This window comes from Vibrio sp. J383, from assembly GCF_023503985.1.
In the GTDB taxonomy this organism is placed as follows: domain Bacteria; phylum Pseudomonadota; class Gammaproteobacteria; order Enterobacterales; family Vibrionaceae; genus Vibrio; species Vibrio splendidus.
The window spans coordinates 2,838,632-2,860,615 of sequence record NZ_CP097293.1; the positions used below are offsets into that span (position 1 = coordinate 2,838,632).

Here is a 21,984-nt window from a genome sequence, read left to right on the forward strand (position 1 = left end):
ACAAGTGAAGGAATATGAAAATGATGAAACGGTTGGCGATTAGCCTATTACCTTTCACTCTGGTTGGGTGTCTTGAAGGAAATAAAAATACCGATCAACTCTGTCAAAGTAATCCGGGGCTGCAGTGTGAGGAATTGAACATGAACGATGGGCAATGTCGCGTCGCACGTACCGACCTCATCTGGCATCGATTTGAAGTTCAGAAGCAACCCTCCGAAGCCAATAAGATTAAAGAGTTCAAGTTAGTCACTGCGTACAAAAAGTGCCTAGAGCTTGCGGCGCAGATCGAGACGATTGACCAATCTAAGCTGCAAGAGCGTCGCTTTACCTCTTTAATGCACAGCATCGAAGAGTCTGAGCGTATTGTAGATGAACTATCGCAATCCAATACACCTGAAACGCTTTACTTCTTGTGGTCACAAACCGGGGACACCAACGCCAGACGCAGTTTCCTACAACTAGAAGGGAAAGAAGCGTTAAATACGGCAGAAATGCAATATGCCTTAGCCACCTTCTATACCACCCGCGATCATGCAAAAACGCTTAAACTACTCAATAATGCGTTAACGCTTTCAAATGGTTCGGTCGTCAACACTGAAATCTTCAAGTCGATGGCCAGTATCAACCACAGCCTTGGTCATATGGAAAAAGCGTATGTGTGGGCAATGGTTGCCAAAGACTTTGATGTGCCCATTGCTTCTGAAGCTGAGCTCACTGTGCTGTATCGTTTCGACAAACCTCAATACAAGCAATTCAATGATGATGCTGAAAAGATTGTCGAAGCCATTGAAGACGGCGTTTACACCGCGTCTATAGTGCCGAACTATTAGTTTTGATTTCTTCATGCACAAAAAAACAGCTACTTCATGGTAGCTGTTTTTATTTGTACTAGAGTTAATTCTGAAATCTTGGGTTGTTCAATAGTCCTTAATCGACAAGTACGACCTGTAAGGATTAAACAATTGTGACAAGTTATTTCGTACTTTTGTCATTTTTGTTGAAAATTAACGACACAGAATTAACACAGAATCGCTCACCTGTTGTCTGTGGGCCATCAGGAAAAACGTGACCTAAATGGCTATCACATGCAGTGCAACGGATCTCCACACGCTTCATTCCGTGACTTAGATCTTCTATATAGCGTACTGCTTCATCATTCACTGGGGCATCAAAGCTTGGCCAACCGCACCCAGAGTCATATTTGTTATCCGACAGAAACAAAGGGCTTTCACAGCACGTGCAGCTATAGACACCAGTGTTATGGTTGTGCAGTAACTTACCGCTATATGGGGCTTCAGTACCACGTTCACGGCATACAGCAAATTCGTCGTCCGTTAGGCGCTCACGCCAGTATTCATCAGGCTTTATCATATTTCCTCCCTTTTGAACCACGTTAATATCTCTCCACATTCTCTGTTATTATATTTACTTTTTTCTATAAAGGCTTGCATATCAGTCGTTTTGTAGCACATACTTTCTCACCAGGAAACATTGTACATATACACTCATAAGTGAATCATCATTTAGGGGTATTTTACCCAACTGGAAGGGTACAGAGCCACTTGCAATGGTCAATTTTCAACCACTTACGCCCAATTGTTAAGAAAAGCGTCGCTTTTTTTTGACATTAAACAAGTTAAGTCGGATTATCTATTGCAGATGTATACTGGATTCTGTAATTTTACTACCAGTTATCTTTAATCAGAAATTAAGTTGTGGAGCAACTACAATGACTATCAAAGTAGGTATTAACGGTTTTGGCCGTATCGGCCGTTTCGTATTCCGCGCAGCTCAAGAGCGTGCAGACATCGAAGTAGTAGGTATTAACGATCTAATCGACGTAGAGTACATGGCATACATGCTTAAGTACGACTCAACTCACGGCCGTTTCAACGGTACTGTTGAAGTTGAAGGCGGTAACCTAATCGTTAACGGTAAAACTGTACGTGTTACAGCTGAGCGTAACCCAGAAGATCTTAAGTGGGATGCTATCGAAGTAGACGTAGTTGCTGAAGCAACTGGTCTTTTCCTAACTGACGAGACTGCACGTAAGCACATCACTGCTGGCGCTAAGAAAGTAGTTCTTACTGGTCCTTCTAAAGATGCAACTCCAATGTTCGTAATGGGCGTTAACCAAGCATCTTACGCTGGTCAAGACATCGTTTCTAACGCTTCTTGTACTACTAACTGTCTTGCACCTATCGCTAAAGTACTTAACGATAAGTGGGGCATTGAGTCTGGTCTTATGACTACAGTTCACGCTACTACAGCAACTCAAAAAACTGTAGATGGCCCTTCTGCTAAAGACTGGCGCGGTGGCCGTGGTGCTTCTCAAAACATCATCCCATCTTCAACTGGTGCTGCTAAAGCTGTAGGCGTTGTTCTTCCAGAACTAAACGGCCTTCTAACTGGTATGGCTTTCCGTGTACCAACTGCTAACGTATCTGTAGTTGACCTAACTGTTAACCTAAAAGCATCTGCATCTTACGAAGAAATTTGTGCTGCAATGAAAGAAGCTTCTGAAGGCGAAATGGCTGGCGTTCTTGGTTACACTGAAGACCAAGTAGTATCACAAGATTTCATCGGTGAAGTTCAAACTTCAGTATTCGATGCTAAAGCTGGTGTTGCTCTAACTGACAAATTCGTTAAAGTTGTATCTTGGTACGACAACGAAATCGGTTACTCAAACAAAGTTCTTGACCTAATCGCTCACATCTCTAAGTAATTTCTTTTTAGAAATAGCTTTAGATAAGCATTAGCGAAGACTGTTTTGAGCAGACTTTGAAAAAGGCGACCTTAGTGTCGCCTTTTTAATACCTGCTATCTTTTAAACGGCTTCGCCCCCGATCGCCAAAATGCCTTGGCTAGTTACACACTAAAACTGAAGCCAAACCTAAAACTTAAGTCAAAACGCAAAATTTAATTCCAATACTGGCTCTGCTTGTCACTCATAAAATCACAAGCACTGTTCTAGCCAGCATTTGAATTCAATTTCCTTAGAAGGATCATGTAATGGATTTATCTACTCTACCTACACTGACAGTACTTTCTGACAACGTGACTATCGTTGAACACGAAGGTGTAAAATTGGTTCGCGTTATCCACGATAAAGCAAACGCAGCCATTTCATTGTTTGGAGGCCATGTGGTGTCATTCCAACCACAAGGTCAACAAGACCTTATTTGGATGAGCCAACAAGCTAAATTCGATGGAAAAACAGCCTTACGTGGTGGTATTCCAGTATGTTGGCCTTGGTTTGGTCGCATTGCAGCACCGGCACATGGCTTTGCACGTTCAAGCGAATGGCAATTAGTTGAGCACCGTGAAAGCGAAGCGGGTGTGATTGTAAGCCTAGGCCTAAAGCCGAATGAAGAAACTCTGGCAGTATGGCCGCATCAGTTCGATGCACGTTTAAATGTTGAGATTGGTGACCAACTAAAAGTAACTTTGGATGTGAAAAACACAGATTCACAACCATGGACTTTCTCTGGAGCACTGCACACTTACCTAAACGTTGGTGATATTCACAACACAACCACAACCGGTATGGGTGCTGAGTACATTGATAGCCTGCAAGGTGGCAAGATCTGCCAAGGTGGTTCTGAACTGGTACTAACCGACACGATTGACCGCGTTTACACGCAACCAGAAGCGCAAATCTTTGTTGCTGACAAAAAGCTGGATCGCACGCTAACGGTTGAGAACCACGGTCATAACTCTGCAGTATTGTGGAACCCGTGGGCTGAAGGCGCTGCTGGTATGGGCGACATGCAAGACGACGGTTACCTAACCATGATGTGTGTAGAATCAACACTGCACGCACCAAGCCTAGAAGCAGGCAAAACGCTACAGCCTGGCGAAAGCCACCAGCTGATTACGGTGATTTCTTCAAACTAGGCCTCTAGCGAGTTCAATTAGACAAAAAATGCAGCTCATAAAGCTGCATTTTTTATTGCCCCTAACCTTACACGTACCGTCCAGTAATCAACGTCTTAACACAAGCCAGTAGTCCATCGCCTCTTCGTTTAAATCCACGCCACATGGTTCTCATCACTCTAGTTTATAAATATAACTATCAATTCATTAATTATTATCAATTACTGCCGATAAATAAGTACCTATGATAGAAAGCTCAATAACAAACTTCCTTAAAACCACTTAACAACACCTCAATGAAGACAGGATAGTGAATTCATGTTCGAGAAATACAAAAATCAAAGTGTTGGCTTCCAACTTAAGTTGGTCATTTTGCTGTGCTTGCTTATCGCCTTTGGTTCCATTGCAACACTCGTGTACCGCAATGCCTCACAGGTATTATTAGACAACACGTTAAAAGAACACCAATCCAAAGTAGAAGCGATGGCCAAAACCATCTCTGGTCAGTTTGATGCTTACCTGCATACCGCTAAAGTTTTAGAATCCACTTTTCGTAACGGCTACCTAGCAGGTGTTTATGTTGAAAGTTATGACGTTGAGTTCAACGGTCATTCTATTCCCAACATGACTCAGTATGGTGAGAGCCTAATCAATGACACCAAACTCGTCGATAGCTTTACTCGCGACACCGGCGCCGTAGCGACCCTATTTGCCCCATTTGGCGACGACTTTATTCGTGTCTCTACGTCTCTTAAAAAACCTTCAGGCGAACGAGTCGTTGCGACCACGCTAGGGAAAAATCATCCAGGCTATAGCAAGCTCAAAAATGGCCAGCCTTATTACTCTCAAGTTAAGCTCTTCGGTCAACGTTACATCACCTACTATGCGCCTTTGACCAATGCTCAAGGCAAAGTAAACGGTGTCTCTTTCATTGGTCTGCCAGTAGAAGAGGCGACTCAAAGCCTGTTTGAATCTCTACGCTCTGTTTCTTGGGGGGATACGGGATACACCATCATTGTTGATAATGAGAAAGAGCATCAAGGCCAGTACTTACTGCACCCAACTAACGTGGGCGGTGGTAAATCGATTGTTGATGTTGCTGACTATGACGGCAACAAACCTTTCTATCAGATCTTTGAACAGCCATCAGGTCTAATTCTATATCCATACAAGGTTAAAGAAACCGTTGGTGAGAAGTACCTTGTCTACACTGAAGTTCCCGGGTGGGATTGGAAACTGCTTGGCGGTACTTTTATCAAGGAAGTGACCAAGGGCAGTGATGAATTACTCAAGCTCATCGCTATAATTGCTACCTTGATTGCTGCCGCTACCATCGTCGCGTTAACCTTCGTGTTAAACCGTACACTGACGCCACTAACGACGTTAAACGAGTACATGCTGCGTTTAGGAAAAGGCGAAGTGAGCCTGCATATTCCAAACAATGGCAAGCAGACGAAAAACGAGATCAGCAACCTAAATACCGGTGTTGCGAACATGGCAGCTCAATTGAATACACTCGTGGGCGAGATACGTACGACCAGTGACCAAGTACAGAACAGCTCAAGCAGTGTGTCACAAGATGCCAGCCACAACTTGAGTCAATCTGATCGCCAGCAAGCACAGGTTGAGCAAGTCGTTACGGCCATTGAAGAGATGGCCACCTCTGCAGAATCTGTAGCGCAGCAAGTGAACAGCATTGCTGAAAATGTTCGCCTTGCAAATGAAGACAGCCAGAAAGGTTTAGAAGTCGTTGAAGGTGTGTGTATTGATGTTGCCCAGCTGAATGATCAATTAGACAAGTCAGCATCGGCCATCGAGCAAGTGAGTTCTGATAGCGAAAGCATTCAAACCGTCACTAAGATGATTGATGACATCGCAGAACAAACCAACTTACTTGCGTTGAACGCTGCGATAGAAGCAGCACGTGCGGGTGATCAGGGTCGTGGTTTTGCCGTTGTCGCTGACGAAGTAAGAACATTGGCTCATCGTACACAAACGTCAGTGCAAGACGTAGTGAGCATCATCGAGAAGTTGAAATCTTCCACTAACAATGCCGTAAACCTGATGACACAAAGCCAATCGAATGCCAACCAAGTACTCGATAAAGCGCAAGAAGCCGGTACGGCTCTAGAGTCGATTGCCTCTCAAGTTGAATCTATTGCTTCTCAAGCTGAAACCATCGCTGCGACATCAGAAGAGCAAGCTCAGGTTTCTCAAGAAATAGCAGCCAACGCGCATGCGATCAGCGATCTGAACCAGCAGAGCCGTGAAACGAGCGCTAAGACCTCTCACAGTGCTGATGAACTTCAAAAACAAGCTGAGTCGTTAAAGAACCAAGTTAACTTCTTTAGCTAGAAGGCGAGTTCACTGTTTCTATCAGTGACTTGCTCATAACCAATAGAGCCAACCATACGTTGGCTCTATCTCTTCACTAACTGGCTCTACCTATTCACGGATTGCCGTTAGCCAAGACAGCTGCGTTTATTCTAGCACCCCACTATGCTTCCTGTTAAAATTTTGGACTTGAAATTTCTACCTCGAGTTCGCAATGACTTACCAATGCCCTTTGTGTCACCAACCTTTATCTCAAAACGATCGTACGTTTAAGTGTGAAAAGAACCATCAGTTCGACCTAGCGAAAGAAGGCTATGTCAATTTGATGCCAGCACACCACAAACGCTCAAAAGATCCAGGTGACAACAAAGAGATGATGCAGGCTCGTCGCCGCTTCCTTGAAGGCAACCACTACGATCCAATGCGCCAAGCCGTTGTTGGTTTATGCGCTAGCTATCTGCCAGAAACAGCCCCTAGCCTATTGGATATAGGTTGTGGTGAAGGTTATTACACCAATGAAATTGCGGTAAACCTTCAAGAAAAGAATGGCGCTACTTTTGGCCTAGATATATCTAAGATTGCTATCAAATACGCGGCTAAACGCTACCCTGCTGTCGACTTCTCTGTTGCTTCGAGTCATCGCTTACCCTTTGCTGAAAATAGCTTAGATGGCATTCTGCGCATTTATGCGCCATGTAAGGCTGAAGAGTTACAGCGCACCATCAAAGACAATGGCGTGGTGATCACCGTGACACCTGCTAGCCGACACCTTTATCAGCTGCGTGATGCGATTTATGATGGCGTTCGTTTGCACGATGAAGATCCAGAAGTGATCGAAGGTTTTACTCTTGAGCACCAAGAGCAACTAAACTATATGATGGAACTATCGGGGTCAGACGCATTCGACCTGCTACAGATGACGCCGTTTGCTTGGAAAGCGAGTGAAGAATTTAAACAACAACTCACCGATTCAGAGCAATTCAACTGTGAAGCTGACTTTATGCTACGAGTGTACCGCAAACAAATTTAATTGATATTGATTATCGTTTGCATTGAAATCTCATCTTGCCTCCTTTAGTATGCGTGTTCTTCAAGGAGGCATTTCATGCAACGTATTATTCTTATCGGATTAGCGACCCTGCTTACAGCTTGTGCTAATCAACCTTCAAACAGCACTTCTCAAAAAGTGGCTAACACGCAAACGCAAGCCGTTTCCACATTCTATGACTACCAATTCGCGTCTCCACAAGGTGAAGCGCTTTCTCTCAATGCATTACCTAAACAGCTGATTGACGCTGATGTGGTTCTTATTGGCGAATGGCACACTCACTCGGCAATCCATCGCTTTCAAACCGACTTCTTAAAAGCGCGCCGCAATGCCACATCAAACATTGCGCTTTCAATGGAACAATTCACTCGAGAGCATCAAAACACATTAAACCAATATCTAAATGATGAGATTGGCGAACAAGTTCTTATGTCTCAAGCGGCTGCTTGGCCAAATTACGAAAGTGATTACCGCGCGTTAGTGGAGTTCGCTAAAACCAACAACGTCGATATCATTGCGGCAAACGCACCAAAACCCTTTGTACAGTGTATCGGCCGTAAAGGATTATCCTATCTAGATCAGCTAACGACGGAACAACGTCAATGGATTGCTTCAGAAGTGGATACTGGCGATAGCCCTTATAAAGAAAAGTTCATGGCTTCGATGCATCACGGAACACCAGAGCAAACAGAAAAACAGTTTGCGGCTCAAGTCACATGGGACGAAACCATGGCAGAATCGATTGTTGATTACCTCGCATCGAACCCAGACCAACAAGTGATTCATGTGGCCGGTAAGTTCCACACCGAAGGTGGTTTAGGCACTGCAGCATCGATTCTACGTCGTAACCCTGATTTGAAAATTGCCATCATCAGCCCAGTTGAAGCGATCTCATCGGATAGCAGTGACTATCAGCTTGAAGTTCTCGCGCCACCGGCTCGCTTTGTAAAGAAAGAGAACCGAATGAAGGCATATAAGCACCTATCTAAGCGCGGATCCGATCTCAAGTGCGACTAAACTCGCTATCCAGACTTAATCTTATTCAAGTTTAGGTCTGGCAAACTAAAAGCTTGTTCAATGGCGCCCTAAGATAAATATTGATATCGGCATAGGAATTGCTTAATTACCAAGCAGTTTTGATTAAGCAGACGAAGATACATTGTGCGAATAAAAAAACATCACCACGGTGATTAAATGCACAAGTTTTTCACACCTCTGCCGATACTATATTTAAGGATAGGTAAGGAGAGCGATATGACGCCAGTAGGAACGAGTAACACTCAGCTGTATTCACCTTCGCAAATGAACGCACAAGCTAAAAGCATTGAAGCTGACAAGCCTGCACCTCTTAAGGTTGAGCAAAATACCGTTAAGCTTTCCGATGAGGGCAAAGCCCTATTATCTGCCCTTAAAGAAATCGATAAAGAAGCCAAGAAAGTCGAAGCTGAAAACGCGACCGTTACTGATAAGGTTGAGTCATTTGCTCACGGCGCATTAGGTATGGATCACCCAGATAAGATTGAAGAAGAGGAAGATAACTCTTATTCAGCAGGGCAATACTTATCCGCAGCGGCAACGGTTGGTGGCATTCTTCTCGCTCTTATATAACCTTACTTTCCTTTACGGCATTCCTTTCACTGCACCACGTCCATTGTTTGCACAGCACTGCTTACATTGTCCCTATTGCTCTGAGCCTCTTTCATTGCAAAAAATCGATTTGTCGTCACGACAACAGACCTGATTTGTCCTTAAAAACGAGTTCACGACATAATTCCGCTCTCATTTTAATGGAATAATACTCGTGAAAAACTCTTTTGCGCTTATTGATAAGCCAACCTTTTTTGGTGCGATAGCACTCCTACTCACGATCATCTTCCCGCTGATTATGTTCCCGACGCAAGGAGCAGACTGGATCGCGGTCGCTAAAACCTTTATGACAGACCAACTTGGTTTCTTGTACCTAGCGCTTGGACTCGCAGCTTGTGCCTTCATGGTTTACGTTGTGTTCAGTGATATGGGACAAATTAAACTGGGTGAAGCCGATGAAGAACCTGAATTTAAAACCGCTTCATGGGCAGCAATGCTTTTCTGTGGTGGTATCGGGGCAAGTATCTTGTACTGGGGCTGTATCGAGTGGGCTTACTACTACCAATCACCTCCTTTTCAACTAGAACCCGGCAGTGAAGAAGCCGTTCGTTGGGCTGCGACCTATGGTTTATTCCACTGGGGTCCAATTGCTTGGTCTATTTACCTAATCCCTGCTATTCCAATTGCCTACTTTTTCTATGTACGTAAACAACCTGTACTAAAAATTTCTAGTGCATTGATGCCAGTATTGGGTGAACACCATAGCCGCGGCGTTGCAGGTAAAGTTGTAGATATCCTATTCATCTTTGGTCTATTAGGTGGCGCAGCAACAACGTTAGGTTTAGCAGCACCTCTTATTACTGAAGGTCTTAACCACTTATTCGGCCTACCAAAAAATAACGTCACTCAAGTTATGGTGCTTCTGGTTTGTACTGCGATATTCGCGTACTCATCGTATGCGGGTTTGGAAAAAGGCATCAAGATCCTCAGTAACATCAACTTCTGGGGTGCAATGGGACTCTTGATATTCGTCCTAATCGCTGGCCCAACGATTTTCATGCTTGAAACGGGTCTAGACTCGATTGGTCGCCTATTGTCTAACTTCTTTGTGATGGCAACGTGGGCAGAACCATTCGGCGGCTACGGTACGTTCGAAAATACGCATTTCCCACAAGATTGGACCATTTTCTACTGGGCATGGTGGCTAGTTTTTGCACCAAGCATGGGCCTGTTTGTTGCGCGTATCTCTCGCGGCAGAACCATTAAACAAATGGTGTCAGGCTCTATCTTCTTTGGTTCATTAGGCTGTTTCTTATTCTTCATGATCTTAGGTAACTACGGTTTATCCCTACAGTTATCTGGTGAGCTAGATGTCGTTGCAATCTTAAACGAAGAAGGCGCAACCAAAGCTATCTTCTCGATGCTGGCACAACTGCCAATGAGCACGTTAGTGATCGCCGTATTTACACTGTTGTGTATTATTTTTACTGCGACAACCTTTGACTCTATCTCTTACATTTTGGCTTCTGTGGTTCAGAACAACGTGACCGAAGAGCCAATGCGTTGGAACCGCATGTTCTGGGCATTCACACTGTCGTTCTTACCAACGATTCTGATGTTCTTGGGCGGTCTAAGCACGCTTCAAACGGCTGCGATTGTTGGTGGCTTACCGCTACTGGCTATCTCTGTGATGTTGATGATCTCAGCCGTTCGTGCAACGAGCCTCGATTTACGTCACCAAGAGAGTTACATCGAGCCGACGATTAACATCGAAGAGCTGCCAGACATGGATCCATGGTCGGCAGAAGGGATGGCACTGGCACAGTTCGAGAAAGAGAAAGACGCAGCACAAGAAGCCGCAGAACTTGAACGTGAAGCTTATAAAGCCCTTGCTGATGTGAAGAAAGAAATCCGCGCTTATGTTCTTGAACAGGGTGCACAAATGGAAACACATGAGCTTCCTGAAAACCTACAACAAGCACTTGAGCAGGCTGAAAACAACCTAAGCACAGCTCAAGCGAAAAAAGTTGAGTTATCAGAGCAAGCTCAGAAAGCTCGAGTCGCGTTCAATCAGGTGGTTGCAGAACTGCCACTTGCTTGACATTAGCCATGACACAGTCCATTTATTTGGACTCTCCTAAATACGACAAAGGCTCACAGAAATGTGAGCCTTTTTTTATGCATTTCCAAAAACTTGAGTTATTGCTCAATTTCATATTGATGAAACAAATATGAAACGACTTTGACACAAATCGGTGTTCTAATCATCCCGCTTATATAAAAAGGGATAACTAATGAAGCACTTTATGAAACCAATTGTTACCGCAGTGGTAACCTCTACACTCTCATTCAACGTACTTTCAGCAGAAATCAAAAATGTCATTCTGATGATCGGTGACGGCATGGGACCTCAGCAAGTTGGCTTATTGGAAACCTACGCAAACCAAGCGCCAAATTCCATCTATAAAGGGAACAAAACGGCCATTTATCAACTTGCTCAAGAAGGGGTTATTGGTTCATCCCTAACGCATCCGGAAGACGCAATCGTAGTGGATTCAGCTTGCTCTGCGACCATGCTTGCAACGGGTATCTACAGCGGTTCAGAAGTGATCGGTATCGATTCCCAGGGTAACCATGTTGAGACAGTACTTGAGAAAGCCAAAAAAGCAGGCAAAGCGACCGGCTTAGTTTCCGACACGCGCTTAACTCACGCGACCCCTGCTTCTTTCGCCGCTCACCAACCTCACCGTTCTTTAGAGAATCAAATTGCATCTGACATGTTAGCAACGGGCGCTGATGTGATGCTCTCTGGAGGACTGCGTCATTGGATTCCTAAATCGACCAACGACAAAGGTGAAACCTATAAGCAACTTGAGAAACTGACTCAAGGTGATGTTTACCTAAAATCGAAGCGTAAAGACGACCGTAACCTGCTGACTGAAGCAGAGACAGACGGCTACCAACTGGCGTTTAATCGCAATATGCTAGACGATGCTAAGAGCGATAAACTACTTGGCCTATTCGCCTACTCTGGCATGGATGATGGCATCGCTTACAGCAACAAGAAAAAGAGTGGCGAACGAACTCAACCAAGCCTGAAAGAGATGACACAAAAAGCACTCAACATCCTATCCAAAGATGAAGATGGCTTTTTCCTAATGGTCGAAGGTGGCCAAATCGACTGGGCGGGACACAGTAACGATGCAGGTACCATGCTGCATGAACTGCTCAAGTTTGATGAAGCGATCCAAACGGTGTATGAATGGGCAAAAGATCGTGAAGACACGATCGTGATTGTGACCGCAGACCACGAAACAGGCTCTTTCGGTTTCAGCTACTCTTCTAACGACCTACCAAAACCACAGAAACGTTCTGGCGAAGCCTTCGCCGATCGCGACTATGCACCCAACTTTAACTTTGGCGCATTCGACATTCTTGATGGTTTATACAATCAGAAGCAAAGCTACTACGGCATGATCAGCGAATTTCAGAAGCTAGATAAATCGCTGCAAACACCTGAAAAACTGGCTGAGATCGTCAACAAAAACAGTGAGTTCCCGATCACTGCTGAACAAGCGAAAAACGTATTAGCCAGTAAGCCGAATCCATACCGATTGGCTCAGCACAAATACTTGTCGGCAGAAGAAGTGCCTGCTATCAACGATTTCGATGCTTTCTTCCCATATAACGACCGTGGCAACCTACTTGCTCGAGAACAAGCAACAGGCCAAAACATCGTTTGGGGTACAGGCACACACACTCATACACCAGTGAACGTGTTTGCTTGGGGCCCTGCTGAAAAGATACTGCCAGTTTCGAAAATCATGCACCACTCAGAACTGGGTGAGTACATTAAACAACAAGTAAACTAGTTCGGGTTTAGTCGAGACTCACCAAGCTAAATGAGAAATTATTTAACTGATAAATCGTGCACTAAATAGATTACGACGACCAAAAAACTCAATATTTAAGCGCCCATAGGGCGCTTTTTTACAAGTTATTCGTCAATCATTATATTGACGAATAAAATATTAATCGACAGTATACAAACTTACCTTTCAATCGATGACCCCAAACATGTGTGAAATATTCGCTAAGCAGCCCAAAGAAAATTATCAATTTGTCACCCGCTCAATTCGGATTGAAGGCCATGCGACCAGCGTCAAATTAGAGGCTAGTTTTTGGTCCATACTAGAAGAGATTGCCAATAATCAATGCCTTTCAGTTCCGAAGTTCATTAGTACCATTTATAAAGAAGCCTTACTGCATAATGGTGAAGTCACTAATTTTGCGTCGCTATTACGTTGTGCATGTTTAACTTATGCAAGCCAACCACTGCAAACAATGTCGCTCGCGAACAACCAACTCGCCGCACAATCTATGTAATCCACTCATTGTCGTACTCTAGTACTACCCATACTACTAAATCCATCAGTATTCTATCCGTATATAAAAAGGAAGAATAATGACAAAACTAATCCACAGTATGGTTCGAGTCAGTGATTTAGAGGCTTCAATTAATTTCTATTGCTCAGCTTTAGAATTAGAGATCAGCGACCAATATGTCTTCGACAACTTTACCCTCACCTATTTAGCAAACGCTAAAACAGCTTTTGAGCTAGAACTCACTTTCAATCATGATGCAACCGAGATATACACCCACGGTTCGGGTTACGGGCATTTAGCCGTGAGTGTTGAAGATATCGAACAGGCACATAAAAGAGTGACTCAATTAGGGATTACAGCCAGTGAAGTTAAAGCTTTTGGCCACAATCAGGCTCACCTTGCAACTTTCTTTTTCATTACCGACCCAGATGGTTACAAAATTGAATTTCTCCAACGCCAAGGCCGTTATCTTTAACCGAGATTAAAAATAACAAACAAGAGGGACTAACTATGATTCACTTAACCGCAGCTTTTACTGCGCAAAAAGGTCAAGAAGAAAATTTACGAAAGCTTCTAACTGACATGCTAGAGCCAACCAGAAACGAAAGTGGAAATATACGCTACAGCCTGTTCCAAGAAACTGAAGATAACACTAAGTTTCTATTTCAGGAGCAATTTTCAGACCAGCAAGCGCTCGATACACATTGCCAAGCGCCACACTTTGCTTCACTTTTGAAAAGCCTTGAATGGGTGCTAGCAGAAGAACCTAACATCACTTTTTATAACGCGGTTGAGTCGTAATTTAAAGCCCCAAAACAACAAAGGCACTCTAGTGAGTGCCTTTGTTGTTTGAATATATAATCTACGTACGATTTGGGTGGTTCAAGATGTGGTCTTCCCAATCGACAACATCGATTTCGTATACCACTTTGTTACGAACACTTTCACCTGCAGCATGCATCTCTGATTTAGAACCCGTAATCAACGGGTGCCACTCAGGAATCGGCTTAGATTCTGATAGAAGACGGTAAGCACAAGTGTCTGGTAGCCAATGGAATTCATGAATCTTGTCACGAGTCAGCTTCAAACACTCTTCACCTGAAGTGAAGCGGTTCGGGTAGTCTTTACAAGAACATGTTTTGTCATTTAACCAGCTGCACGCCACGTTGGTGTAGTAAACTTCATCGCTATCTTCATCCATTAGTTTATGCAGGCAACACTTACCACAACCGTCACACAGTGATTCCCACTCGTTCTCGGTCATTTGCTCTAGTGTCTTTTCTTGCCAAAATGGATTCGTCATAGGATTACTTCTTACTCTTTTACTGGGGTGCGTGTTATACCGCTAGCCCATAAAAAGTTCAAGGATAATAATTGTTCATTCTTTGATTCAATCAACAGCTGTCACTCTCATCATTTTTTGCTACTATCGCGCACCCTGTTATTTAGTGAGTTTAATTTGATGGAATGTCGCCTAGGTTGTGGAGCTTGTTGTATCGCTCCAAGTATTACATCTGCTATTCCTGGAATGCCTAATGGTAAGCCTGCTGGCGTACGCTGCATTCAATTAAATGAGCAAGATCTATGCAAATTATTTGGTCAACCTTCACGCCCGAAGGTATGTCACCAGTTCAAAGCCTGCCCTATCATCTGTGGTAAAACAGACCAAGAAGCGCTTGATAACCTTATTGAGCTCGAAGCAATAACCTAACAATACTTTTCTTCTTATATATGCCCAAGATTTCACAACTTTGATAGATCTAAACTATCTTATTGATACTGGTAAAGATTAATAAGGATAGTTATGAATAAGTATATCGCAGAAATGTTCGGTACGTTTTGGTTGGTGTTAGGCGGTTGTGGTAGTGCCGTCTTAGCCGCGGCTTTCCCTGATGTGGGAATTGGTCTACTCGGAGTTTCCCTTGCCTTTGGTTTAACCGTACTCACCATGGCTTTTGCTATTGGCCATATATCCGGTTGCCACCTTAACCCTGCTGTCACCATCGGTCTATGGAGTGGTGGTCGCTTTGATGGCAAGGATGTTGCGCCTTATGTTATTGCCCAAGTGATTGGCGGTATTATCGCGGGCGGCGTGCTATTTGTGATTGCTTCTGGTCAAGCAGGTTTTGACGTTGTCTCATCAGGCTTTGCTTCGAATGGTTACGGTGAACACTCACCGGGTGGCTATTCGCTAACAGCAGCACTCGTGTGTGAAGTGGTCATGACTATGGTGTTCCTATTCGTGATCATGGGGGCAACCGATTCGAAAGCACCGGCTGGATTTGCACCTATCGCGATTGGTCTTTGTTTAACCTTGATTCACCTTATCAGTATCCCTGTCACTAACACCTCTGTGAACCCTGCTCGAAGTACTGGTGTAGCCGTATTTGTTGGGGACTGGGCTGTTTCACAATTATGGCTATTCTGGATTGCACCGATTATTGGTGCCGTGATTGGCGCTGCGATTTACAAAGCCGTGCGTGGCTCTGATTAATTGTTTGAAAAGGTTTTAGAGTAGACGCGTTTCAGAATAGAGCTTTATAACAAAAAGAAAAAGCCGCTTAGTGATGATTCACCAAGCGGCTTTTTTAGATCTTATGACGACCGAGTAAGGAGTGCGAAAGCGTGGTGCCATCCACCAGCTCTAGCTCACCACCGACGGGAACACCATGGGCGATACGGCTAGCGTTCACTTCATGGGCATTACATAGCTCAGCAATGTAATGCGCTGTTGCTTCCCCTTCTACTGTCGGGTTAGTCGCTAGAATTACTTCAGTGATATCACCACGACGTAAACGGTAATCCAAAACATCGAGACCGATATCACTTGGACCGATACCATCAAGTGGTGAAAGATGCCCCATAAGCACAAAGTAACGACCTGAATATTGGCCAGTTGCTTCAATGGCTGCAATGTCTGCAGGGCTCTCTACTACACAAATTTGACCATTTTCCTGACGTTTAGGATTGGTACAAATGTGGCAAGTATCTTCTTCAGTAAAAGTACGGCACTCATTACAATGACCAATTTCGGTCATTGCTTGGCTAAGAGCTTCAGCCAACTGTAGGCCGCCTTTTCTATCGCGCTGTAACAAATGAAAGGCCATACGCTGCGCCGACTTGGGGCCAACCCCAGGTAGACAACGTAAGGCCTCCATCAAATGCTCCAGCATATGACTGGTACGCATATTTAACCGTTCTAACTTTAAATAACGGCTTATTCAAGAACAAGCCGTTGGAAGAGACAAGTCTCTTATAAATAAGTCGCTTAGAAAGGCATTTTCATACCTGGTGGAAGTTGCATCCCACCAGTTACGCCAGCCATTTTCTCTTTTTGAGTCTCTTCAACACGACGAGCTGCATCGTTGAAAGCGGCTGCGATAAGATCTTCAAGCATCTCTTTATCGTCTTCCATTAGGCTTTCATCGATATCAACGCGACGAACACTGTGACTACCAGTAATCGTAATTTTTACAAGGCCAGCACCTGACTCACCTGTAACTTCCATATTTGCGATTTCTTCTTGAAGCTTTTGCATGCGTTCTTGCATTTGCTGGGCTTGCTTCATCATGTTGCCCATACCGCCTTTACCAAACATGTTATTACTCTCTGGTCTAATTGGTTTATTAAAATCATTTAAGCTACTAAGGGCTTAAATGGGGGTTAAAACACTGTGATTCAACCCCACGAGTTCAGTTCTCTGATTTGCTTTCCAAGGATGATATGCTCATCACTAAATGAAAGGCATATCGATATTGGAGGAACACTATATTGGACGAACGCTGTCTCTATCCAACTCGGCAGCAAAACGTCTTTCGATAAACTGTACGTTGGCATCGTTTTCCAAACTGGTAAACGCGTCTTTCAACTTGCTTTGATACAATCTTTCTCGCAGTTCTAGCGGTGTTTCTCCACCATCACCAATTTCAACACTCAAATGACACTCTTCTCCAAGCACAGTATTGAGAGACTGTAATAGCTCACTCTGTGCACGGTCCGTATTCAAGTGAGCCTGGCTCGCTCTTAACGTTAAGGTGATTGATGTGTCAATCCTAGTAAATACTGAGTTCAATGCTAACTGTTCAACAAGCTTGGCTGTCTCTAGCTTTTGAATCGTGGCGGACCATTCATCTTGAACAATCGACTCTTGAAGCAATTTATCGACCATTTCTGGTGTCTTAATATGCTCTAACGCACGCTTGATCTGAGTAGGTGTAAGCTCTTTGCTCACCTCTTTCACTACAGGTTTAGACGGTTTCCAGCGATAAGGTTCATTATCGTTGGTCACATTTTCTGTCGAAGAGGCGGTTAAAGAAGCTGGCGACACCCGCTCAGAACCACCGTGTTGCTGAGCAACTCGGTCAAGAACTGAAGTTTTAGCTGGTGTCGCTTTAGCCTTTTTTGGCGCCGAACCTTTGTTTTCTGTTGCTGCACCACCTCTACGTTGAGAACGCAATTGGTGACGTAAACCACTCACAGGCGAAGTTGCACGCGCTGGTTGCTCTTGCGAAGCAGAAGTAACAGAAGGTGCAACGGGAGCAACATTTGGCTGCTCTTGATTCTGATAATTAGCTTGCTGAGTCATGGGACTCATCGGCTGCTCTGTACCGTAGCTTGGACGCTCATCATAAGCAGGTGGCGCGTCATACTGACTATGCGGGTAATCCTGTTCTGGATAACCTTGGTTGCCTGAATGATCAGCGTAACCTTGTGAATCTGAATATTGGTTCTGATTCTGCGGCGGTTGCTGTTGCACAGGCTGCTGCTGCACAGGAGCTTGTTGAGGCACTTGAGGCTGTGAAACCGCTGGAGCCTGAGCTGATTGTCTCGGAGCTGCCATTGGCGCAGCTTGACTCACTGGCTGAGCAACACTCTGAACCTGGTTCTGAACCGGATTCTGAGCTGCAGGAGCAGGCGCTGGGCTAGTCGACTCAGTCGAGATAGCCGTAGCAACAGTTTGCTCAGCAGGTCTGAATGCCAACATACGCAGAACCACCATCTCAATACCAACACGAGCGGTTGGCGATAATGGCAAGTCTTGACGACCTTTCAGCACTATCTGGTAGTAGAGTTGGATGTCTTGCGGGCTTAACGCTTTGCTCAGCAGTTCTAGCCTTTCAGCATCCGGCTGAGCCTTGTCTAAAGTAGACGGCAGAGCTTGATACATCGCCAAACGGTGTAATTGAGTCGCAAGTTGACTCAGCAATCCATCCCACTCAACGCCATTTTCAGCAAGAGCTTGAATGCAAGCCATCGCTAATTGTGGTTGTTTACTGCTAATCGCTTCAAGTAGATGAATCGCTTGGTCTGTATCCAGTGTTCCAAGCATGTGAGCAACAGTGTCTGTCACTACATTGCCATTACCTAATGCGATAGCTTGGTCTGTTAGGCTAAGAGCGTCACGCATACTGCCATCAGCGGCATGAGCAATCATTCCAAGCGCACGAGATTCAGACGTCACATTTTCTTGTTCAAGAATATGATCGAGTTGCTCGTGGATATTATCAACGCTAATCGGCTTAAGGTGGAATTGCAGACAACGCGACAATATAGTCACAGGAAGCTTTTGCGGATCCGTCGTTGCGAGCAAGAACTTCACATACTCAGGCGGCTCTTCTAAGGTCTTTAGAAGCGCGTTAAAGCTGTGCCTAGACAGCATGTGTACTTCATCGATTAGGTAAACCTTGAAGCGACCACGTGCAGGCTTGTACTGAACATTGTCCAGAAGCTCGCGGGTATCTTCTACCTTAGTACGTGAGGCAGCATCGATCTCGAGCAGGTCAACAAAACGACCTTCATCGATCTCTTTACAGGTTGCACACTCACCACAAGGGGTTGCAGTAATGCCTGTTTCACAGTTGAGTCCCTTCGCAAACAAACGGCCGATGGTCGTTTTACCGACACCTCGTGTACCGCTGAATAGGTAAGCGTGATGCAACCTATTTTGGCTAAGGGCATTCTCTAATGCTGTTAAAACATGGGCTTGACCAACCACTTCTTTGAATTTGGTTGGTCGCCATTTTCGCGCTAACGCAAGATAGCTCATGAATAATTCCGAAAAGGATTAATGACCGTCGAATTCGCAGATGCTAAACACTTCTAGACCTAAGCCTTGTAAGCGCTTGTCACCACCGATTTCTGGAAGGTTAATAACAAATGCAGCGTGTTCTACCACACCACCAAGCTGACGAATCAGCTTTGTTGTCGCTTCAATCGTACCGCCTGTTGCTAGCAAGTCATCAACCATCAGCACTTTATCGCCTTCAACGATAGCATCGGTATGGATTTCTAGCGTATCAGTGCCGTACTCAAGCTCATAAGATTGTGCCACAGTTTGACGAGGCAACTTGCCCGGTTTACGAACAGGGATGAAGCCGACACCTAGCTCAAGAGCAAGAGGCGCACCAAATAGGAAACCACGAGCTTCAGTACCAACGATCTTAGTAAAGCCCATGCCCTTGTATGTGTCTACTAACAGGTCGATTGTCGCTTTGTACGCGGCAGGATCTTCCATCAAGCTTGTTACGTCACGGAACAAAATACCCGCTTTAGGGTAATCAGGAATGCTTTTGATGCTTGCTTTGATCAGAGAGATTTTTTCTGTGTTCATAATCTTATGCACTTCATTAGGCCGCTTTCCAAACTCTCGTTAACGAATCAAACATCAACGCTCGGAATTAAGGAAAGGTACGATTGGTATTCATTGCAACGAGAGTCATAACTCTGATTGCTGAAATAATAAACGCCCGCTATACAAGCAGGCACACTGGCTTAATGGTAGTGATTTTCTTTGCTGTCAGCAACCAACTCATGGGTTGGAAGTCGCATAAACCATGTGAGAAGAATAACAAGTACACAAATTAGGAAAACCTTGACCCAAATGATCGGGGCAAAGTAGATCGATAACGCAAAACTCAACAAGATAAAGAACACGCCACGCGTTTTAACTTGTTTGGTCACAGCACCGTGTTGATACCAATTGTTCAATAACGGGCCGAGCGTTTTATGCTCATGCATCCATTTGTGAACTTTGGGGTTGCTTCGCATGAAACATGCACTGGCAAGAAGGAGAAAAGGCGTGGTTGGCAGAACGGGTAAAACGATCCCTAGAACTGCAAGAATGATACAAAGGCCACCAGCAATATTGAGGCTTAAAACTCGAACGCTAATTGTGGCCTCCTTGAGTTAGCTATCACCAATCGGCGACGATAGCTTAACTAGAATGTTGCGTAACCATTGAATACTCGGATCAACGTAAGAGTTGCTGGTAGTAATGGAATCGCTAAAAATGCGGCTAAAAATCCTAAAAAATAGAATACATTAAACGGGTCTTGAAAGTCTTTGTTATCTGCCATGATTGCTTCTTGTTTTTGTTAGTAAAGGTAAGTATCTGGCGAACCAAACCCGCTTTGCTAAATCGACATTTAACAAAAAAGGCATAGCCACACCATTTGCGCAACTATACCTTAATCAATTATTCACAAAAACCGAGGAAATATAGGGTTAATCAGTGGACCCTTGGTGTATGTCTAAACTAAAACTGGCCGATCCAAGCAGGCTCAATGATAGCTGGCAGCCTTGTTCAATCGGAAGATCCCGTGTAATGAAGTTCTTCTTACAGTTCTCACCCAAGCGCTCGCCCGCCGCAATATGTTGATTCAATTCGCCATTCGACCATTGTCCATCTAAACCCGCAGGTAGAATAGAGATAGTTCCCACAGCAAGATCAGCAACACCAAACAAAGCATTCACAGGGGTCGAACATTTAGAGCAACGAATCCCCTTCTCCAAAATTTCCGCAATATCTTTGAGATCAACGTTAAAATCTTTTCTATTTCTGATGTAATCGTGGAATAACGCTCTCACCAATAATGTGGCCGCTGAGCCGCCGTTATCAGAAGACGACGAATCGACGAGGTAGAAAGCAAACTGCCCGTTCATCATCCACGCATAATCAAACACAAGCGGCATCATTTCTGTTGATTGCAGTAAACGGTAACTGCAACGCCATGAGCCTTGTCGTGTATCTTTCTCTGGAAGCAGCGCGTGCAATAAGTCTCTTGCAGCACTCGGGTTATCTTGCAGGTAGTTGAGATGCCAATGCAGTTCTTGGTCTTCAGGGATCTCGCCACCGTCATCAACGCAGAACCATTGGCTTGAAAAATCTCGTTGATCTGAAATGTTATCGAACGAATCTGTCAATGTATTCGCAATCGCACTTCCTAAGTGACCGTGATCCTCTAGAGGTTTCGCTAAAAAGTCTTTGATACCAAATCGTAATGCTTTCGCCACATCAGACATATCATCGGTGCCAGACACGACGATCATAGGCAGTGACGGATACTCTAAACTGAGCTCCTCTACAAGCTCAATCCCATCCAGTATCGGCATTGATAAGTCACACACAATTAAATCTGGCGCTGAGTCTCTAAGTTTTTGCAGAGCATCCAGCCCATTTTCAGCCTCAACCACTTTATAACCAATCTTGTCTAAGTACGCGCTGGTTATCCGGCGAAAAATAGGATCATCATCAACCAACATAACGCATTTTTGATTGAGAACTTCCTGAGCCGAGGTCATAACTGGCTGACTGTGAGTTTTGTACATAATCTCTAACCTCACAAAACTAAGTCGAATTATTATTGTTATCTGTTCTAAGAACTAATATAAAACTTAGTAATAAAATACTAAATACACAAATGTTCACTCTTTACTGGTAATTCGTGACAAGGGTTGGAATACTGGTAAATAGT

General features: G+C 44.3%; 22 protein-coding genes. 14 read left to right on the forward strand and 8 right to left on the reverse strand.

What is annotated here, in order from left to right; all coding sequences use genetic code 11:
• Window positions 1–23 precede the first annotated feature (23 nt).
• Window positions 24–830 (forward strand): DUF2989 domain-containing protein, encoded by an 807-nt coding sequence (locus M4S28_RS12710; RefSeq protein WP_029222678.1) that lies wholly within the window; start codon window positions 24–26, stop codon window positions 828–830.
• 142 nt (window positions 831–972) lie between these two features.
• Here M4S28_RS12710 and msrB read toward each other — a convergent pair whose 3' ends face one another.
• Entirely contained in the window at window positions 973–1,410 is a 438-nt protein-coding gene (gene msrB, locus M4S28_RS12715; RefSeq protein WP_017079511.1) for a peptide-methionine (R)-S-oxide reductase MsrB, read from the reverse strand.
• A 319-nt stretch (window positions 1,411–1,729) separates the two neighbouring features.
• On the opposite strand from msrB, the gene gap reads away from it, so the two are divergent.
• The 11 genes from gap to M4S28_RS12770 all read left to right on the forward strand — a co-directional run bounded on the left by gap (window position 1,730) and on the right by M4S28_RS12770 (window position 14,032).
• Window positions 1,730–2,725, forward strand: coding sequence for a type I glyceraldehyde-3-phosphate dehydrogenase (gap, locus tag M4S28_RS12720; protein ID WP_026012234.1), 996 nt, complete (start codon window positions 1,730–1,732; stop codon window positions 2,723–2,725).
• Window positions 2,726–3,012: 287 nt separating this feature from the next.
• Window positions 3,013–3,897: a D-hexose-6-phosphate mutarotase gene (locus M4S28_RS12725; protein ID WP_017085074.1), complete on the forward strand. Its 885-nt coding sequence runs from the start codon at window positions 3,013–3,015 to the stop codon at window positions 3,895–3,897.
• Window positions 3,898–4,194: 297 nt separating this feature from the next.
• Window positions 4,195–6,231, forward strand: a complete 2,037-nt coding sequence (locus tag M4S28_RS12730) for a methyl-accepting chemotaxis protein (RefSeq protein ID WP_004734098.1) — start codon at window positions 4,195–4,197, stop codon at window positions 6,229–6,231.
• Window positions 6,232–6,424: 193 nt separating this feature from the next.
• The gene (gene rlmA / locus M4S28_RS12735; protein ID WP_249631912.1) at window positions 6,425–7,240 is read left to right on the forward strand and encodes a 23S rRNA (guanine(745)-N(1))-methyltransferase; all 816 of its coding nucleotides are present in this window, start codon (window positions 6,425–6,427) and stop codon (window positions 7,238–7,240) included.
• 75 nt (window positions 7,241–7,315) lie between these two features.
• Window positions 7,316–8,275 (forward strand): ChaN family lipoprotein, encoded by a 960-nt coding sequence (locus tag M4S28_RS12740; RefSeq protein WP_017092492.1) that lies wholly within the window; start codon window positions 7,316–7,318, stop codon window positions 8,273–8,275.
• A 237-nt stretch (window positions 8,276–8,512) separates the two neighbouring features.
• Complete coding sequence (locus tag M4S28_RS12745) at window positions 8,513–8,866, forward strand: hypothetical protein (protein WP_029406343.1); 354 nt, start codon at window positions 8,513–8,515, stop codon at window positions 8,864–8,866.
• Between the two features lie 193 nt (window positions 8,867–9,059).
• Window positions 9,060–10,946 (forward strand): BCCT family transporter, encoded by a 1,887-nt coding sequence (locus M4S28_RS12750; RefSeq protein ID WP_017079506.1) that lies wholly within the window; start codon window positions 9,060–9,062, stop codon window positions 10,944–10,946.
• Window positions 10,947–11,139: 193 nt separating this feature from the next.
• Window positions 11,140–12,717, forward strand: coding sequence for an alkaline phosphatase (locus tag M4S28_RS12755; RefSeq protein WP_249631913.1), 1,578 nt, complete (start codon window positions 11,140–11,142; stop codon window positions 12,715–12,717).
• Between the two features lie 205 nt (window positions 12,718–12,922).
• Window positions 12,923–13,231 carry a ribbon-helix-helix domain-containing protein gene (locus M4S28_RS12760; RefSeq protein WP_017072526.1) on the forward strand — a complete coding sequence of 103 codons (309 nt, stop codon included), beginning with the start codon at window positions 12,923–12,925 and terminating at the stop codon, window positions 13,229–13,231.
• Window positions 13,232–13,310: 79 nt separating this feature from the next.
• Window positions 13,311–13,706: a VOC family protein gene (locus M4S28_RS12765; RefSeq protein ID WP_249631914.1), complete on the forward strand. Its 396-nt coding sequence runs from the start codon at window positions 13,311–13,313 to the stop codon at window positions 13,704–13,706.
• Window positions 13,707–13,741: 35 nt separating this feature from the next.
• Window positions 13,742–14,032: a putative quinol monooxygenase gene (locus tag M4S28_RS12770; RefSeq protein ID WP_249631915.1), complete on the forward strand. Its 291-nt coding sequence runs from the start codon at window positions 13,742–13,744 to the stop codon at window positions 14,030–14,032.
• 61 nt (window positions 14,033–14,093) lie between these two features.
• On the opposite strand, the gene M4S28_RS12775 is transcribed toward M4S28_RS12770, so the two are convergent.
• Window positions 14,094–14,534: a YcgN family cysteine cluster protein gene (locus M4S28_RS12775; RefSeq protein WP_017072529.1), complete on the reverse strand. Its 441-nt coding sequence runs from the start codon at window positions 14,532–14,534 to the stop codon at window positions 14,094–14,096.
• 159 nt (window positions 14,535–14,693) lie between these two features.
• Between M4S28_RS12775 and M4S28_RS12780 the strand changes: the two genes are divergently transcribed.
• Together M4S28_RS12780 and aqpZ are read left to right on the forward strand one after the other, a co-directional pair.
• Window positions 14,694–14,942 (forward strand): YkgJ family cysteine cluster protein, encoded by a 249-nt coding sequence (locus M4S28_RS12780; RefSeq protein ID WP_004734153.1) that lies wholly within the window; start codon window positions 14,694–14,696, stop codon window positions 14,940–14,942.
• 93 nt (window positions 14,943–15,035) lie between these two features.
• Complete coding sequence (aqpZ, locus tag M4S28_RS12785; RefSeq protein ID WP_249631916.1) at window positions 15,036–15,725, forward strand: aquaporin Z; 690 nt, start codon at window positions 15,036–15,038, stop codon at window positions 15,723–15,725.
• Between the two features lie 94 nt (window positions 15,726–15,819).
• Here aqpZ and recR read toward each other — a convergent pair whose 3' ends face one another.
• The 6 genes from recR to M4S28_RS12815 all read right to left on the reverse strand — a co-directional run bounded on the left by recR (window position 15,820) and on the right by M4S28_RS12815 (window position 21,838).
• Window positions 15,820–16,419 carry a recombination mediator RecR gene (gene recR, locus M4S28_RS12790; protein WP_017079504.1) on the reverse strand — a complete coding sequence of 200 codons (600 nt, stop codon included), beginning with the start codon at window positions 16,417–16,419 and terminating at the stop codon, window positions 15,820–15,822.
• Window positions 16,420–16,499: 80 nt separating this feature from the next.
• Complete coding sequence (locus M4S28_RS12795) at window positions 16,500–16,829, reverse strand: YbaB/EbfC family nucleoid-associated protein (RefSeq protein WP_004734156.1); 330 nt, start codon at window positions 16,827–16,829, stop codon at window positions 16,500–16,502.
• A 168-nt stretch (window positions 16,830–16,997) separates the two neighbouring features.
• Window positions 16,998–19,277 carry a DNA polymerase III subunit gamma/tau gene (dnaX, locus tag M4S28_RS12800; RefSeq protein WP_249631917.1) on the reverse strand — a complete coding sequence of 760 codons (2,280 nt, stop codon included), beginning with the start codon at window positions 19,275–19,277 and terminating at the stop codon, window positions 16,998–17,000.
• An 18-nt stretch (window positions 19,278–19,295) separates the two neighbouring features.
• Window positions 19,296–19,841 (reverse strand): adenine phosphoribosyltransferase, encoded by a 546-nt coding sequence (gene apt / locus M4S28_RS12805; RefSeq protein ID WP_004734171.1) that lies wholly within the window; start codon window positions 19,839–19,841, stop codon window positions 19,296–19,298.
• Between the two features lie 161 nt (window positions 19,842–20,002).
• Window positions 20,003–20,374, reverse strand: a complete 372-nt coding sequence (locus M4S28_RS12810) for a YbaN family protein (RefSeq protein ID WP_029222189.1) — start codon at window positions 20,372–20,374, stop codon at window positions 20,003–20,005.
• A 360-nt stretch (window positions 20,375–20,734) separates the two neighbouring features.
• Window positions 20,735–21,838 (reverse strand): response regulator, encoded by a 1,104-nt coding sequence (locus M4S28_RS12815; RefSeq protein WP_004734168.1) that lies wholly within the window; start codon window positions 21,836–21,838, stop codon window positions 20,735–20,737.
• Window positions 21,839–21,984 lie beyond the last annotated feature (146 nt).

Excerpts from the sequence above, each read along its gene's own strand:
- M4S28_RS12710 (WP_029222678.1), top strand. The coding sequence starts at position 24 with ATGAAACGGTTGGCGATTAGCCTATTACCTTTCACTCTGGTTGGGTGT.
- msrB (WP_017079511.1), bottom strand. The coding sequence starts at position 1,410 with ATGTGGAGAGATATTAACGTGGTTCAAAAGGGAGGAAATATGATAAAG.
- gap (WP_026012234.1), top strand. The coding sequence starts at position 1,730 with ATGACTATCAAAGTAGGTATTAACGGTTTTGGCCGTATCGGCCGTTTC.
- M4S28_RS12725 (WP_017085074.1), top strand. The coding sequence starts at position 3,013 with ATGGATTTATCTACTCTACCTACACTGACAGTACTTTCTGACAACGTG.
- M4S28_RS12730 (WP_004734098.1), top strand. The coding sequence starts at position 4,195 with ATGTTCGAGAAATACAAAAATCAAAGTGTTGGCTTCCAACTTAAGTTG.
- rlmA (WP_249631912.1), top strand. The coding sequence starts at position 6,425 with ATGACTTACCAATGCCCTTTGTGTCACCAACCTTTATCTCAAAACGAT.
- M4S28_RS12740 (WP_017092492.1), top strand. The coding sequence starts at position 7,316 with ATGCAACGTATTATTCTTATCGGATTAGCGACCCTGCTTACAGCTTGT.
- M4S28_RS12745 (WP_029406343.1), top strand. The coding sequence starts at position 8,513 with ATGACGCCAGTAGGAACGAGTAACACTCAGCTGTATTCACCTTCGCAA.
- M4S28_RS12755 (WP_249631913.1), top strand. The coding sequence starts at position 11,140 with ATGAAGCACTTTATGAAACCAATTGTTACCGCAGTGGTAACCTCTACA.
- M4S28_RS12760 (WP_017072526.1), top strand. The coding sequence starts at position 12,923 with ATGTGTGAAATATTCGCTAAGCAGCCCAAAGAAAATTATCAATTTGTC.
- M4S28_RS12765 (WP_249631914.1), top strand. The coding sequence starts at position 13,311 with ATGACAAAACTAATCCACAGTATGGTTCGAGTCAGTGATTTAGAGGCT.
- M4S28_RS12770 (WP_249631915.1), top strand. The coding sequence starts at position 13,742 with ATGATTCACTTAACCGCAGCTTTTACTGCGCAAAAAGGTCAAGAAGAA.
- M4S28_RS12775 (WP_017072529.1), bottom strand. The coding sequence starts at position 14,534 with ATGACGAATCCATTTTGGCAAGAAAAGACACTAGAGCAAATGACCGAG.
- M4S28_RS12780 (WP_004734153.1), top strand. The coding sequence starts at position 14,694 with ATGGAATGTCGCCTAGGTTGTGGAGCTTGTTGTATCGCTCCAAGTATT.
- aqpZ (WP_249631916.1), top strand. The coding sequence starts at position 15,036 with ATGAATAAGTATATCGCAGAAATGTTCGGTACGTTTTGGTTGGTGTTA.
- recR (WP_017079504.1), bottom strand. The coding sequence starts at position 16,419 with ATGCGTACCAGTCATATGCTGGAGCATTTGATGGAGGCCTTACGTTGT.
- M4S28_RS12795 (WP_004734156.1), bottom strand. The coding sequence starts at position 16,829 with ATGTTTGGTAAAGGCGGTATGGGCAACATGATGAAGCAAGCCCAGCAA.
- dnaX (WP_249631917.1), bottom strand. The coding sequence starts at position 19,277 with ATGAGCTATCTTGCGTTAGCGCGAAAATGGCGACCAACCAAATTCAAA.
- apt (WP_004734171.1), bottom strand. The coding sequence starts at position 19,841 with ATGAACACAGAAAAAATCTCTCTGATCAAAGCAAGCATCAAAAGCATT.
- M4S28_RS12815 (WP_004734168.1), bottom strand. The coding sequence starts at position 21,838 with ATGTACAAAACTCACAGTCAGCCAGTTATGACCTCGGCTCAGGAAGTT.